The sequence below is a fragment of the Spirochaeta dissipatitropha genome, from assembly GCF_054657935.1.
Map to the genome: position 1 here is coordinate 88,624 of NZ_BAAHXT010000013.1, position 14,990 is coordinate 103,613.

A 14,990-nucleotide genomic window follows, 5' to 3' on the forward strand; every position below is an offset into this window, starting at 1 on the left:
GTATTTCAGCTATTCGGCTTCAGAAAACGGGCCCGGAATCGCGGGCCCGTTTTCCGGACAAACCTGAAACTTTTATTTCAGGATGTCACTCTTTGCGGCCTCTCTGACATCCTCCGGGAAATCCTCGGTTTCGAAAACCGGACGGATCTCAAGGACATCACCTTCACCTGCCGGACATTTTCCTGCCCATCTCAGCGCTTCATCCATAGATTCGACTTCCAGTATCCAGTAACCACCGACAATCTCTGTAGATTCTGTAAATGGGCCACGGGTAATGTGCGGTCTGCCGTCTGAAAACGACACCCTGGCACCTTTAACCGGCGGTGTGAGTCCATCCAGACTGATCAGTACACCTGCTTTAGCAAGTTCCTCGTTATAACGCATCATTGCATCAACGGTCTCTGCTGTTGGGGCAAAGTCAGCGCCGGCAGAGGGCTCTTTATTTACAGGTGAGTTCTGGTACACCGACGGAATCATAAACATCATACATTGCATAATATCCTCCTGCTCTAATTGCATGTCATTAAGTAGTCGATCGGGCTTACCGGAATTAGACAGAGGTCAAAGTAATTTCATAATTTTCCGGATGCGATTCTGCAGAAAACGCTGCTCGGGTTCCTGCTGCGCCAGTTCGAATGCCCGCTGGTAGTCTGCCAGCGCATCTGTATACCGACCTGACTGAGCACAGAAATCAGCACGGGCCGCATAGGTCAGATGGTATTTCGTTAACTCTCCGCGGGATAACAGATTGTCTACTAATGACAATCCAGTTTCAGGTCCGTGGCACATCGCTGCTGCAACAGCTTTATTCAGTTCCACTATCGGCGATGGCTGCATATCAAGCAGTAAATCATATAAATCAAGTATCCGCTTCCAGTTTGTGTCCTGGGCACGGGCAGCCGTGGCATGAACTGCAGCAATTGCAGCCTGGATGGTGTATGGACCAATCTGCCCGAACCGGAAGGCCTGATTCATACAATCAATCCCGGCAGTAATTGCCCTGCGGTCCCAGAGAGAACGATCCTGATCATTCAACAGCACAATATTCCCGTCAGCATCAATCCGTGCCTTCCGGCGGGATTCCTGCAGCTGCATCAATCCGCAGAGCCCCAACACTTCAGGTTCCGGCAGCAGTTCAGACAATTCCCCGGCAAGTCTGATTGCCTCACGGGATAGATCACTGCGCAGCATGCTGGGACCGGAAGTGGCCGCATAGCCTTCACTGTACATCAGATAAATGACTTCAAGCACTGCATCCAGGCGCAAGGGCAGTTCCTGCGCGGAAGGAATTTCATACGGAATTGAATCCGAACGTATCTTTGCTTTGGCCCGTACAATCCGCTGCGCTATTGTTGAAGTTTCGGTTAGATATGCTCTTGCAATTTCATCTGTGCTGAGGCCACATACTTCACGCAGCGTCAGTGCAACCCGGGCATTGCGTGACAGCAAAGGATGGCAGCAGGTGAATACCAGGCGCAATTGATCATCCGGGACAATCTCTATGACCTTGTCCTGAAAATCCATGGATCCGGATACATTCTCAGCCAGAAGCGGCAACTTGTCACGGAATAGTTTTCGACGTCTTATAACATCAATTGCCCGGAACCTGCCTGTAGAAACCAACCAGGCTTCTGGATTTTCCGGTACACCGCGTTCAGGCCATACCTGCGCCGCGGTAAAAAATGCCTCCTGAAGAGCATCCTCTGCTAAATCAAAATCACCCAGGAGGCGTATCAGGGAAGCCAGAATCTTCCGGGCTGACCGACGGTATAACCGTGAGAGTATTTCTGTTGTTTCCTGAGAAGGCTCAGTCAGGTGCTTATTGCTTAGCATTTTGATAATATTTTAAGGCCATAACAGTCTTCATGCAAGCCTGATATCTTTGCTCGAACTAAATATCCTGATAGGATTTCTACAGGAGATTGCAGACATGCAGACAGATAATATTGCGCAGGGAGTAGTCCATGATGTTCCGGATGATTTGATAGCCGTTCTGCTTGCAGACCCCGAGCTCCATGAAAAATGGAACCAGCTAACCCCGCTTGCACGCAACGAATGGATCTGCTGGACCATTTCGGTAAAAAAAGCAGACACCAGACTCCGCCATATCGAGCGTATGACAGAAGAGCTCAAGGAAGGCAAGCGCCGGCCATGCTGCTGGCCAGGCTGTCCGCACAGATAGCTATTCCAGTTCCAGCATCCACTCAATTGCCATACTCAGCTGTGGATTCCAGAACTCAAAATTATGATCTCCTGAAGTCTCTTCGTAAACATGCGGTACCTTTTTCTCCTGGAGAAAATTAACGAATGCACGGTTCTGCTGCAGCAGAAAATCCTCTGTACCGCAGGCAAGGTACATTTCAGGCAGCATTTCGCCAGCGGTCTGTAATCGACGAATCAGCTCTTCGGGATTGTTTTCACTGCTGATCAGTTCAGCCGGCTTACCGAACATAAGCTCGTAGTACTCGTAGTTGGCAATATCGTTACCGGATCCCGGTTTCATCTGTGCAACCTCGTGGACAATGAGAGCAGAAGAAAGAGCAGCAATCTTGCCAAAGGTCTGATTGAACCTCAGGCTGGCATGTATGGCACCAAAGCCACCCATCGAGAATCCTGCGATGAACATGTCTTCTCTTTTCCGTGATAGATGAAACATTCCGGCTGCAAATTCCGGCAGCTCCTGACCGATGTAGGTACTGTACTTGCGACCAGTAGCTTTACCATCCAGATAGAAGCTGTTCTCACCAGAAGGTATAAGCACACATAGATTACAGCGGTCGGCAATGTCTACAATAGTGCTGTTAAGCAACCAATCACTACCCGCTCCGGTGTAGCCGTGCAGCAGGATCAAGGTTTTCATACCCCGATTATAATGTGGATTCTCTCCGCGATCACCTGGATCGGGCACAATAACCCGAAAGTCGACTTTACGTCTTAATGCATCTGAGTAATAATCGATTGTTGCCAGTGCCATAAACGGACTCCTTGAACTTCTATGAATACGATACAGTATATCAATGCTCTCGTAAAATCAAAATCAAAAAGAAATATTTATTGACAAAAACTGTATAAATATACACAATGACGGGCTTATGCATCTCCGGATTATATAAATATGCAGCGTACATTATATTTCAGTTACTCGATATGTCTGAGTGCTGCCGGAATGCCATTAGCAAAGGAGTTTATTTTGGACAAAAAGCTATTATCAAAATTCGTTCTTGCCGAGGATGTGCGGAAAACACTGGAGTCAGTGAAATCAATCATTATCCCGCAGGACAGAGAGCAGATGCTGGATCTGACCTTTAAAGGTGAGAAAGATACCTTTGAGGTCGGCTACGATGTCCCCGGCAAAGGTTTCTATGTTGAAGCCACCGTGGACAGATGTAAAAACGGTGCTTCAGTAAATTACACCGATGCATACATGAGACGGCGTGACCCCGCTGCAATGGTAATTGCAGATTCGCAGCCGACAGATAAGGCGAAATATACCGATCGCTTCGGTGAAACATTTGATAACACCAGAACCCAGGCGCTGGAATGGCTTGCCGGTCAGGATGAGTTGATTGTTCTTCCCTTTATGTCTGGAGACGCTGAGGGCAACTATCCTTCAGTTTTGGTAGCACCGGCAAACGCAGGTTTTTTTGTTACCGGACTGGCGGATCTTCAGGGATTCATCCCACGCTCGGAGCTCCCGGATAATTTTGAACCGGTAGGAGCACTTTTCCTCGTACCCCCGTTCCGTCATACCCACTTTGAGGGTAAACAGGTAGTAGTTCACAACCGAACACCCAAGGTACATGAACTGTTCTGCTTTAACCTCTATCCGGGTCCATCAGCAAAAAAAGGTGTGTACAGTATTCTGATTCATGAAGGTGAAAAGGAAAACTGGGTTACCCTGCATTCTTCTGCAGTTCGACTGATTACACCCTACGACAATGAGTTTGTAATCCTGCACGAAGGTGCCAGCGGTGGAGGAAAAAGCGAGCTGACTCAAGCTATTCACCGGGAAGACGACGGGCGGATTCTGGTGGCCAGAGATACAATACACAAGGAAAATATTTACCTTGAAATGCTGGATACCTGTGAACTGCATCCGGTAACAGACGACATGGCCCTGGCTGATATGGCCAGTTCTCCCAGCGGAAAACTGGTAGTCCAGGATGCAGAAGAAGGATGGTTTCTCAGAGTCGATCATCATACCGAATACGGAACTGAGCCGAGTCTGGAACGACTGTGTACGCATCCTCCCGAGCCGTTGATTTTTATAAACATAGACGGAAAACCAGGAGCTACCGCACTATTATGGGAACACACATTGGATGAACCGGGAAAACCTTGCCCTAACCCGCGGGTAATTATGCCCAGAAAGCATATCCCGAATGTAGTCACCGGAAAGGTAGAGGTAGATGTACGCTCATTCGGTGTTCGGACTCCTCCTACCACCAAGGACTCTCCTAATTATGGAATAATCGGAATGCTTCATATTCTCCCGCCGGCACTGGCCTGGCTCTGGAGACTGGTTGCTCCCCGTGGCCATGCAAACCCAAGTATTATTGCGACCAAAGGTTTGACCTCAGAGGGGGTTGGTTCCTACTGGCCTTTTGCTACCGGGAAAATGATTACCCAGGCTAACCTTCTGCTTGATCTCGCGCTGAACACTCCCATGACCCGCTACGTACTCATACCGAATCAGTACATCGGTGCCTTCCATGTGGGTTTCAAGCCTGAATGGATAGGACGTGAATACATAGCTCGCCGGGGAAGTGTAAAGTTCAGACCCGAGCAGTTGATTACCAGCCGATGTCCGCTACTGGGTTACAGCCTGCCATCACTCAAGGTGAATGGACAGGAAATGCCACACGGGCTGTTGCAGGTTGAAGAGCAGCCGGACGTTGGAATTGAAGGATACGACAAGGGAGCAAAAATCCTGAATGATTTCTTTCTCCAGGAGCTTGCCAAGTTTGACACTCCGGATCTTCACCCACTGGGCCGGCAGATTATCGAACTCGTGAAACAGGGAGCTCCAGCTTCCAGTTATGAAGAACTCATGCCAAGCGGCGTATCAAAAACCTGATTTCCAATTAGTAACACTGACCGTATGCCTGGCATGCGGTCAGCTATTCATAAGAAAATCCACTAAAATGTCACAAACTAATCTCCTACATGGACCCTCTTGCATAAAAAAGATTAGTAAATTACTATACTATTCCAATGGAGGAGTCATGCACAATGGAAAGCATTTGCTTGTCCGCGAAGTGTCTGATCCGGAGGGGTTACATCGGCTTCTGATTCAGGATGCCGGTTTGCTGGAACAACTTGATGGCAACGTACCATGGGAATTCAGGTGGTACTATAAGGTTATACTTTCCCTGGTCACCAATCTCGATCTTGACGAAGATGATGCGCGGATAATGTATGAAAAGATCATACAGCACAAATACATACTGTCACAACAAGTGGGGCGCGATATCGGATTCCGCGTTGCCTGCCTTGATTATCTTGTAAATATTGAGCATACAATCGTTAATCCCAAGGTGGTCGAGGCAACATATTTCGAACAACTACTAAGAAAAACTAAACTGGATCCTAAAATCGGCTGTTACAACTACCCATTCTTCTGCGAACTGGCCGAGACAGAACTGAGAAAAACAATTCGTCACGGGGAACACATGACGCTCCTTATTCTTGATTTCGATAATTTCAAGCAGTTGAATGATTGCTGCGGACATCTTGTAGGTGACGATGTTCTGAAATTCGGTGCGGACACCTTGCGGGAACGGCTGAGGACCGAAGATCTTTTTGCCCGCTACGGCGGAGACGAGTTTGTATGTTTGCTACCGCATACAGGTCCGAAAGAAATACCTCCTCTTGTAAAACGTCTGCAGAATATCTTCAAAGATTATGCAGACCCGGAATTATTATCATCACATGGTTTGAAGCTTTCACTTTCAGGAGGAGCAGCTGCGTATCCGGATGACGGTGAAAGCATTAAAGATCTGCTTTCAGCGGCTGATCGGCGGCTGTACCGGGCTAAGCGCTTCGGAAAGAATATGATAATTAGTCCTCATGAAGAGATTCTGGCCTGAAACTCAATCACTATTCGATTTTACTTGAACATATCTGCATTATTTACGATCTTGAGAAATAAGATAAAAACACCATTTTCAAGGAGTTCAGGGTGAAAAGAATAGTAACAGGCTTAGTTCTGCTTTTATTGGTACCAATGCTTGCGATGGCAGCAGGAAGACAGGAATCAAATACTTTACGAGTCGGAATGGATCTGCGCTACCCGCCTTTCGAGACCAGAGATTCGGACGGAAATCCAGAAGGAATCAGTGTGGACATTGCGACCGCTTTCAGTGAATTTCTGGGTCAGCCAGTGGAAATTGTAGATACCAACTTTGCGTCTCTCATACCTGCCCTGAACTCTGGAGATATTGATGTCATTATAGCTTCCATGAGCCGCACACCAGAGCGCGCCGAGGCGGTCAATTTTTCCGATACCTACCTTTATTTCAAGATAATCAGTCTGGTAAACCGGGATTTTGCGGAGGCCAATGGTATTACCGAGGATTCTACGACTGCCGATCTGACTGATAATGAAGCTACACGCTTTACTGGAATTACCGGACAGGTCTCCGCTAATATACCGCAGTCCCTGGGATTCGATGTGGAAATTGCCACCACCCTTGAATCAGCGATATTGAACGTAGTACAGGGATCATCAGATGTGCTGATGATGAGTGCCTTTCCAGTGACCCGAGGACATATGGCAAATCCCGATGACACTATTGTGGTCTGGGACTCCTTTTTATCAAGCCCGATAGCAATGGGATTCCGTAAGGACAGTCCTGAACTGCTTGCGCAGGCTAACAAGTTCATCGCCGGCATGTCGGAACCGGGGGGACTGTATGATGAACTATCACAGAAATGGGAGTCTGAAATAAGGGAGCGGCTAGGACGTTACGGTCTCGAGTTCTTCATTTCAGAGAACTGAGCAAGTCGTCATGTCAGTCAGGAGATTTTTCCGCGACAATATAGGATCGTATACCCTTGCTATTGCTACATTTGTACTATTCGGTATTTTTGTGGTTATGCGGCAGCGACAGGCCTTTAATGTCAGCGCGCTGCTTCCATATCGAGAGGACATACTAAATGGCTTCCAGCGAACCATCTGGGTTTCGCTGGTTGTTCTCTTTGGCAGTATGTCCCTGGGATTTCTGCTGTACCTGCTCTCACGCGCACCTATCCGCTACTTCAGAGCGTTTACCGATGTGTTTACTGAAATTATCTACGGCACACCCCTGCTGGTTATGATCATGATCATGGCATTTGTAATTGGACCTGCCTTTGGCTCTACAAACCGGGCTATCGCAGGTTTGATCGGTTTGACCCTATACATATCGCCCTACATGACCAACATCTACAAGTCTGCCATATCCAGCATCGATCGGGAACAGTACATGGCAATGGATTTATTCGGCTTTACGGTGTACCAGCGCTACCGCTATATTATTATTCCGCAGATAGTACGAATTCTCATGCCTCCCCTCATGAACAATTTTTCACTCATTATAAAAGGAAGCGCACTGCTGAGCGTACTCTCATACCGTGAACTTTTTTACGAAATACAACTTATGACCAACAACAACTTTCGTTTTGTGGAAGGATTCATTCTGATGTGGCTGCTGTATCTGACACTCACCATTCCACTTTCGCAAATGACCAAGTGGATCGATCGGCGGTGGGGCATATGAAAATCGAATTAAGCGGATTGAACCATGAATATGACATTCAGGTACTACACGATCTAAACTTTACACTGCAGAAGTATAAATCGATTGCGATTATCGGGGTATCCGGCAGCGGCAAGTCCACCCTGCTACGGATTTTATCGGGTCTCGAACAGGCCACCAGCGGTTCGGTGAAAGTCAACGAGCATGATGTTTCGGCAGCCGAATACCGGAATTCAGTTGGTTTTGTATTTCAGAATCACAACCTGTTTCCCCATTTGTCGGTTTTGCGTAACATAACGATAGTGCTGGAAAAAACCCGTGGTTATTCCAGGCAGGACGCTCACGATCGTGCACTCAAGTATCTCAGGCTGCTGCACCTGGAAGATCAGGCACATAAACTGCCCCGTAACATCTCGGGAGGACAGGCTCAGCGTGCATCTATTGCACGGGCATTATCAATTGATCCCGAGGTAATTTTTCTGGATGAACCCACATCATCACTCGATCCTGTGCTTACCTACGAGGTTCTGGCCGCTATCAAGGAACTGCGCGAACTCGGAATGGAGTTTGTTCTGGTCTCCCATGTCATGAGTTTCGTGCATGACTTTGCCGACTATGTTATATTTATGCATAAAGGGGAAATAGCAGAGCATGGCCCCCCAACCATTTTGGAGTCACCTGCAAGCGAAGCCCTCCAGGATTTCATGGCCAAGGTGCCTTGAGATCCTGGTTACAAAGCGCTGGTTTATATTTTTGATTAATTCCGCAATTCAGCCCTTGACCGCCCCACCTGTCAGTCCAGCAACAATGTACCTCTGTGCCAGTAAAAAAAAGAAAACAGCCGGTATAAGAGCCAGCGTTACGTAGCCCAGCACAAGATTCCAGCGGGACATATGCTGGCCCATGAAATCCATTACCCCCAAGGGGAGTGTATATTTGCGTTGATCGTTAAAGATCAACAATGGCAGAAAAAAGTTGTTCCAACTGGCTACAAGGGTAATAACACCAGTGGTTGCCAGGATCGGAGTCGACAACGGCATAACCATATGAATCATAAATCCGATTGGCCCATAACCGTCAATCGAACAGGCATCCTCCAGATCCTGTGGAATCGCTTTGAAAAAACCGTACATCAACAGCATCTGCATCGGCATCTGGAATGCAGCTTGCGGCAGGGCTACACCAAAATAACTGTCCATAAGGCCAAGACTTCGCACCTGCAGAAACAATGGCAGCATTGCAACGGCAATAGGAAACAACAAACCAAGCAGGAAATAATTCAATAATACTCCGTTCAGGTAGAAATTAATCCTGGCAAGTGCGAATGCTGCCATTATGCAGATAATCATACCAACACCAACGCTTATAAAAGATACTATCAGTGAGTTACCTAATGCCCGCCAGAAGAAGCCAACCTCTCCAGTCAACAATGCTGTGTACTGCTGAATCAGCAACGGTAGCGTAATTCCAAATGGGTTATTCATGAGGTCGCCCATTGCCTTGAATCCACCCATCACAGAAATATACAAGGGAATGAGCACCAATAAACTGACCGTGATACAAACTCCGTATTTATACCCATACAAGGTTAACTTTCGTCGTTTTTCAATAACCATTATAGATCTCCTCTATCGACTGCTCACTATTTAGCATTACGTAACAGAACACGTTGATACACAACACTGAATGCAAGACAAATCACGAATATTGTTACAGCTACCGCACTACCATAGCCGATTGCATAGCGCTCAAGCCCGAACTTGTACATATAGGTCACCATTGTTTCGGCCGCATTCACCGGGCCTCCACGACCCATTGCCCAGATAATATCGAATACCTGTAATGAACCAATAATCGAAAAGAATACCGACACCATTATTGTAGGCTTCAGAAGGGGCAGGACTATATGTCGAATAACCTGCAGATCACCGGCTCCATCTATTTTTGCAGCATCATATAATTCATTCGGTATGCCCTGCAGACCGGCTATATAAATCGTCATATGGAGACCGAAATACTTCCAGAAAATAACAATCAGTACTGCCCATAGCACGGTATCCGGGTTTGCCAAAAGCGCAACCCGTTCGGCTCCAGGACTTACCAGACGAACAATGTAATTTACAAGTCCATACTGAGGATGGTAAATGAATTGCCACAATACACCAGTGACGATCTCCGACATGACAAAGGGAAGAAAGAAAATTGTGCGAAACAGTACTGCCAGAGGGAAATCACTCTTTTGAACAATCAGTGCCAACAGCATCGCAAACGGAAGCTGAACAAGCAGTGAAAAAATCATGATTATAAAGCTGTTCTTCAAAGCAGTCTGGAAAATATTATCACTTAATAGACGAGAAAAATTCTCAAGTCCACGGAAGTCAACCATTGGTCCAAGACCGTTCCAGCGGTACATGCTAAATACAATTGCCTGGAAAACCGGATACACAACAAATAGCGTATACAGTATAAGCGCCGGTGTGAGTAACAGTACCACTGTACCTACTGTCTGCTTACGCAGGGTGAGTATTTTCGCAGTCACTATGGACCTCCTGTAAATGAAAAGCGCCCGGGAAAGCTATCCCGGACGCGTTTTTAAAACGAAAAACCTAATTGGAATGTTCCTGGTAAGCAGCCTGGATTCGTGCGGCTGCCTGCCGCGGGGTAGATCGATCAGCCAGGATTTCCTGAACAACATCATTGATCACACCACCGACTGCAGGAGGAAAGAACTGATCCAGATACAACTGATAGTACTCAGCTTCACTGACGACCTGGGCAACCTGCTGCATCATTGCGTCTTCAATACCTACTTCAGCACCGATAACAGTTGGGATTATTGTTCCCATCCGTGCCTTGGCGGTATTATTCTCCAGATTGATCATAAATCTAAGGAAGTCGATCGTTTCATCCGGAGCATTGATACCGAGTTCATAGCCATTACCACCACCCAGTACATCAGTACCAAGTCCGGGTGCACCTTCAATCAATGGAAAAGGAGCAACTGCAAGCGCACTGCCAATACCTCCGTCAAGTGAGGAATCAGCCTGGACATACGGTGCCCACTGCCCCATCAGCTCCATAGCAGCCTCGCCGTTACCGACCAACGCAGCCTGATCGCTCTGGGTTGCACCAAGAAAACCACTCTGGAACGCACCGGCATCCCGAAGCTCAAGCAGTAATTCACCAGCTCGAACAAACGGTGTATCAGTAAAACTGCCGGTCCCCATCTGTACTGCTTCAATAGCTTCCTGTCCACCCATACGCATAGCCAGATAAGTCCAGTAGAAGTGAGCTGGCCATTTGTCACCACCAGCCAGTGCCATCGGCACATACCCAGCGGCACGTACATCAGCGACCATCTGCAGCATTTCGCTCCAGGTTGCAGGGAACTCATTCCAACCGGCTTCAGCAAGAATTTCGGTATTATACCAGAAAGTAACAGCACCCATATCGAATGGAATTCCATACTGTTCACCATCGTATGCATATACACCAAGTACACCTTCCGGATACCAGTCACCCCACTCTGTTCCATGTACAGCATCAGTAATTGGACGGATCAAACCAGCCTGGGCATGTTCAGCCATAACACCACCGCCCCAACTGCTGAATAGATCCGGCGGATCACCAGCCTGCATCAAGGTAGCCAAGCGACTTTTAAAGGCTTCATTTTCCAGTACAGTAATTTCGATGGACACACCCGGGTTGGCAGCCATGAACTGATCGGCCAGAGCCTGTCTGTTATCCTGATCAGCCTGCTCTGTATGCATATGCCAGAATCTGATAACCACACCATCATCAGACTCATCATCCTGTGCACACGCAACCATACCAACTGTCAGGCCGAGTACAATACTCGCTGCCAGCAGATACATAAAAATGCGCTTCATATAAGCACCTCCTTTTTCGTATAAAAAAGCGTATCATGCTCCAAGTGCATCCAATAGGGGTCAAACGGATTGTTTCGGTATCAGAGGTTTCACCTATTTCCTGATCGGTGTTTTGCTTGACTGACTTCACGTTTTACTGAATACCCTGCAAGCTTTTACTTGCGCCCGGGGAAAACATTTTCTATGATTATATAATGAAAAAATTCCCTACCTACTGGAAATGGTATCAAAATAAAGGTGTTCACGATGGATTAACATCCGGTGAAGTTCGTCATATCCGTGCTGTAAACGGAATGGTTCTGATTGTAACCGGCCTGTTATGGCTTCAACTCCCGATTATTATCAATCTGCTTCCTGATACACGCCTGATTTTAGCTGCATTTTTTATATGGCCAGCTCTGAATCAGCTTGTTCCGTACTGTAATCACCGCAGGGCGTATACAGCAGCAAGGTTAGTGTACAGCTTGTCCACTATAATCATGATTGCTTTCATTGCTATTCAGCTTGGTCCGGAGACAACCAACCACTTATTCATGATAGCAGCCATTATCGGCTTTTTTATTATCTTTCCGCCAACTCAAAAGCATCTACTGATGATTATGGTCGTACTGGCTGGTGCAGCCCTGATCGCTCTGGAATGGTTCTTTAATTCCAACAATGGATTACTCAACCTGCCACTTGAATTCATTATGATTGCCAGATGGTCTTCTATTTCTGCATTCGTCATGATTGTGATCGGCATTACGGCTTATCACTACAATGTAGTTACATCAACTGAAACATTGCTGAATACAGAATATCAGCGTTCTGAAAATCTACTGCTTAATATTCTGCCGGAATCGATAGCCCGGCGACTTAAAAACAAGGAAAAAACTATTGCTGATCAAATAGATAATGCCAGCGTACTATTCATCGACCTTGTTGGATTCACCGTCCTCTCCGGGAGAATTCACCATAAGCGCCTGGTAGAAATTCTGGATATAATATTTTCTGAGTTCGATCGCATAGTAAACCGGCATGGCCTCGAAAAAATCAAGATGATAGGCGATGCCTACATGGTAGCCGGTGGCATACCGGAACCAAGCGCCGGACATCACGATTCCATTGCCAGCTGCGCCCTTGAAATGATGACATATATGAAAAACAGACCTATTGCAGAGGCTCCGGATCTAGGCCTACGAATGGGAATCCACTGCGGTCCCCTGGTGGCAGGCGTCATTTGCGAGCAGAAATTTGCCTACGATCTCTGGGGCGATACGGTAAACATTGCCAGCCGTATGGAGTCCCACAGCATACCCAACCACATACAGGTTTCTGCTGAATTTTATGAATACACCAAAAACAATTTCTGCTATACACCACGCGGATCAATCGACATTAAAGGAAAGGGGCTGACAGAGACGTATCTGCTGGAACATGAAGCGGGAACCTGACGAAATACTGCGCTGGATTGTTAATTATTTGATTCAGGAATCATGATGTAATATTGTTCACTTTTCGGGCCATATACCCATAAGTATGCTGGCCACCATAATACTACTCCAGAGACAAGATTAAGGACCTTAATCTCCTTAATGACCCCTGTTCTAAGGTCTTTATAGCCGTCTTTCTGCAGTAAAACAGCTGGCTCTTCCCATACACCATTGCTCATTTTAACTGATGTAGGAGTAGTTCCGATATTCTGCCCATCAATAAAGAGCTGTGCACCCGGGACATCGGTTTCAAACCGGACCTGCGTGCTGGTTGCACAACTGGTAAATGCCAATGATACTATTGATACTAATAAAACCAGTACTCTTGCGATTTTCATTAAATTTCTCCTGACATTGCCAATTATGTAAAAAAAAAACCTTGTGTCAAGATTTGCGCCTTACTCTGCTATGGCATATAAATGCATGCATTCAGGGAGATGGGCTTTGGTTCCCGGTTATTCTGATATATAGTTTGGCAATTTCACGGAAGTTTTCATGATTCGGATTGAGGTTTGGGGATGCCCAGTAAAAAAAGCAGATAGTCAGGAGTAGAACTCCCGACTATCATGATTGACTGAGATGTATTTAGAGATTGTTGACTGATGCGTCAGGTGAATACCAGTGACCGTCACTGTAGTAAATTCGGCTTCTAATTCTCGCCTCTGAACCTGTCCAAGAAATATCAAAGGTCTCTGTTGGATCATCAAAATTATCACCCTCAATAGTTAAAGTGGTACCAGACAATGTCCATGCTCCTTCCTCCGGATCATGACCTGAGCCACCTGCAAGTACATAGTATTGTGTTAAGGTCCCATCGCTCCTAAGGATCATGTAGTGACTATTGATTGTTTCGACACTGCCTACACTCCAAGTGCCTGCCATGTTTGTCACGGTGAAAGTCGGGTCAGGATTACCAGTAGGTCCTGGTGGGGGTTCCCAGCTACAACTGGTGATGAACGCCATCGCTCCGACCATCATTAAAAGCCCCAAAACAGTTAGGTTTTCACATTTTTTCAATTCCATTCCTCCAATAAGTTATTCATTAATAATATATTATATACTATAGATAATTAAGACAGACAAGTCCTGAACTGGAAAAAGTTTTTGTAGCCTAGTCAATAGAAGGCAATTAGAAAACCAGAAGCGATCGGATTTGTCCTGTTTCTCTACACATGCGCTCAAACGGATAGATCGTTCTGATCCGAATTTCTCAGTAATCATCCAATCACCACCCCCTCCCCTTGCCTGTCACCCTTTCTCCAACTTGAACGCTGGAAGTTCCGCCGGTATGTTCAAGTAACTACCAGTAAGAAGCGTACATGTTCAAGACGAACATAAAACTCTGTGTAATCAAATAAATAGAGGGTCAGATACCACAGACCAAGAGAAACAACCAGACTGCCTAATACAAGAAGTATGTGAGAATAGACTTCATGCGAAAATAACGATGCGTACGACGATAGTCCAGAATGTACTTTACGGAGGCAGATAATGCTCATTACCATGTAGATAAAAAGGTGAACATGTAAGAACGGCATTATAATTCTGATGCGAAGATTCAAGAAATCTATCTGCAGAAGGTTTTGAATGGTATATATACTCAATACAGTTGCAAACGGCAAAACATGAATCTTTATGGACTTATACCAGGATTTATAGTCTTCAACTATAATTCGACAGAGTAAAAGTAGACCAGGGCCAAAAGTCAATGCCATGATACTTGGCAAAGATATATTTTCTAAAAACAGAAGACTATAACCACTGTATTTCGCAAAAAACCGCAATCTGTGTACACCGGTCCAAAACGGACACCCATTCCGGAGGAAAGCGGACAGTGATTCCGCTGGAAACCGGACAGTGATTCCGCTGGAAACCGGACACCTGTTCCG

The 14,990-nt window shown here is 46.3% G+C and carries 15 protein-coding genes; 7 read left to right on the forward strand and 8 right to left on the reverse strand.

Features of this window, described 5'->3' with window-relative positions; translation table 11 throughout:
* Positions 1 to 72: 72 nt before the first annotated feature.
* Together ACYQ2L_RS14290 and ACYQ2L_RS14295 are read right to left on the reverse strand one after the other, a co-directional pair.
* The gene (locus ACYQ2L_RS14290) at positions 73 to 486 is read right to left on the reverse strand and encodes a YciI family protein (RefSeq protein ID WP_460057063.1); all 414 of its coding nucleotides are present in this window, start codon (positions 484 to 486) and stop codon (positions 73 to 75) included.
* Positions 487 to 561: 75 nt separating this feature from the next.
* Positions 562 to 1,833, reverse strand: coding sequence for an RNA polymerase sigma factor (locus tag ACYQ2L_RS14295; protein WP_460057066.1), 1,272 nt, complete (start codon positions 1,831 to 1,833; stop codon positions 562 to 564).
* A 97-nt stretch (positions 1,834 to 1,930) separates the two neighbouring features.
* On the opposite strand from ACYQ2L_RS14295, the gene ACYQ2L_RS14300 reads away from it, so the two are divergent.
* Positions 1,931 to 2,182 (forward strand): YdeI/OmpD-associated family protein, encoded by a 252-nt coding sequence (locus tag ACYQ2L_RS14300; RefSeq protein ID WP_460057069.1) that lies wholly within the window; start codon positions 1,931 to 1,933, stop codon positions 2,180 to 2,182.
* On the opposite strand, the gene ACYQ2L_RS14305 is transcribed toward ACYQ2L_RS14300, so the two are convergent.
* On the reverse strand, positions 2,183 to 2,974 hold the full coding sequence (locus tag ACYQ2L_RS14305) for an alpha/beta hydrolase (protein WP_460057072.1): 792 nt from the start codon (positions 2,972 to 2,974) through the stop codon (positions 2,183 to 2,185).
* 216 nt (positions 2,975 to 3,190) lie between these two features.
* Here ACYQ2L_RS14305 and ACYQ2L_RS14310 point away from each other — a divergent pair, with 216 nt between their 5' ends.
* The 5 genes from ACYQ2L_RS14310 to ACYQ2L_RS14330 all read left to right on the forward strand — a co-directional run bounded on the left by ACYQ2L_RS14310 (position 3,191) and on the right by ACYQ2L_RS14330 (position 8,461).
* On the forward strand, positions 3,191 to 5,077 hold the full coding sequence (locus ACYQ2L_RS14310) for a DUF4914 family protein (protein ID WP_460057075.1): 1,887 nt from the start codon (positions 3,191 to 3,193) through the stop codon (positions 5,075 to 5,077).
* A 148-nt stretch (positions 5,078 to 5,225) separates the two neighbouring features.
* Positions 5,226 to 6,089, forward strand: a complete 864-nt coding sequence (locus ACYQ2L_RS14315) for a GGDEF domain-containing protein (RefSeq protein ID WP_460057077.1) — start codon at positions 5,226 to 5,228, stop codon at positions 6,087 to 6,089.
* Positions 6,090 to 6,181: 92 nt separating this feature from the next.
* Complete coding sequence (locus ACYQ2L_RS14320) at positions 6,182 to 7,000, forward strand: transporter substrate-binding domain-containing protein (RefSeq protein WP_460057079.1); 819 nt, start codon at positions 6,182 to 6,184, stop codon at positions 6,998 to 7,000.
* 10 nt (positions 7,001 to 7,010) lie between these two features.
* On the forward strand, positions 7,011 to 7,760 hold the full coding sequence (locus ACYQ2L_RS14325) for an amino acid ABC transporter permease (RefSeq protein WP_460057082.1): 750 nt from the start codon (positions 7,011 to 7,013) through the stop codon (positions 7,758 to 7,760).
* Positions 7,757 to 8,461, forward strand: coding sequence for an amino acid ABC transporter ATP-binding protein (locus tag ACYQ2L_RS14330; protein ID WP_460057085.1), 705 nt, complete (start codon positions 7,757 to 7,759; stop codon positions 8,459 to 8,461). The genes ACYQ2L_RS14325 and ACYQ2L_RS14330 overlap by 4 nt, the downstream gene beginning before the upstream one ends.
* Positions 8,462 to 8,509: 48 nt before the next feature.
* Here ACYQ2L_RS14330 and ACYQ2L_RS14335 read toward each other — a convergent pair whose 3' ends face one another.
* The 3 genes from ACYQ2L_RS14335 to ACYQ2L_RS14345 form a co-directional block, all read right to left on the reverse strand.
* The gene (locus tag ACYQ2L_RS14335; RefSeq protein WP_460057088.1) at positions 8,510 to 9,355 is read right to left on the reverse strand and encodes a carbohydrate ABC transporter permease; all 846 of its coding nucleotides are present in this window, start codon (positions 9,353 to 9,355) and stop codon (positions 8,510 to 8,512) included.
* Positions 9,356 to 9,381: 26 nt separating this feature from the next.
* The gene (locus ACYQ2L_RS14340; protein ID WP_460057091.1) at positions 9,382 to 10,278 is read right to left on the reverse strand and encodes a carbohydrate ABC transporter permease; all 897 of its coding nucleotides are present in this window, start codon (positions 10,276 to 10,278) and stop codon (positions 9,382 to 9,384) included.
* Between the two features lie 67 nt (positions 10,279 to 10,345).
* A complete protein-coding gene (locus ACYQ2L_RS14345) occupies positions 10,346 to 11,629 on the reverse strand; it encodes an extracellular solute-binding protein (protein ID WP_460057094.1) in 1,284 nt (427 codons plus the stop codon).
* 194 nt (positions 11,630 to 11,823) lie between these two features.
* Here ACYQ2L_RS14345 and ACYQ2L_RS14350 point away from each other — a divergent pair, with 194 nt between their 5' ends.
* The gene (locus tag ACYQ2L_RS14350) at positions 11,824 to 13,062 is read left to right on the forward strand and encodes an adenylate/guanylate cyclase domain-containing protein (protein WP_460057096.1); all 1,239 of its coding nucleotides are present in this window, start codon (positions 11,824 to 11,826) and stop codon (positions 13,060 to 13,062) included.
* 20 nt (positions 13,063 to 13,082) lie between these two features.
* Here the strand turns inward: ACYQ2L_RS14350 and ACYQ2L_RS14355 are convergent, their stop codons facing one another.
* Positions 13,083 to 13,439 (reverse strand): PEGA domain-containing protein, encoded by a 357-nt coding sequence (locus ACYQ2L_RS14355; protein ID WP_460057097.1) that lies wholly within the window; start codon positions 13,437 to 13,439, stop codon positions 13,083 to 13,085.
* Positions 13,440 to 13,686: 247 nt separating this feature from the next.
* Complete coding sequence (locus ACYQ2L_RS14360; RefSeq protein WP_460057099.1) at positions 13,687 to 14,124, reverse strand: hypothetical protein; 438 nt, start codon at positions 14,122 to 14,124, stop codon at positions 13,687 to 13,689.
* Positions 14,125 to 14,990: the final 866 nt, after the last annotated feature.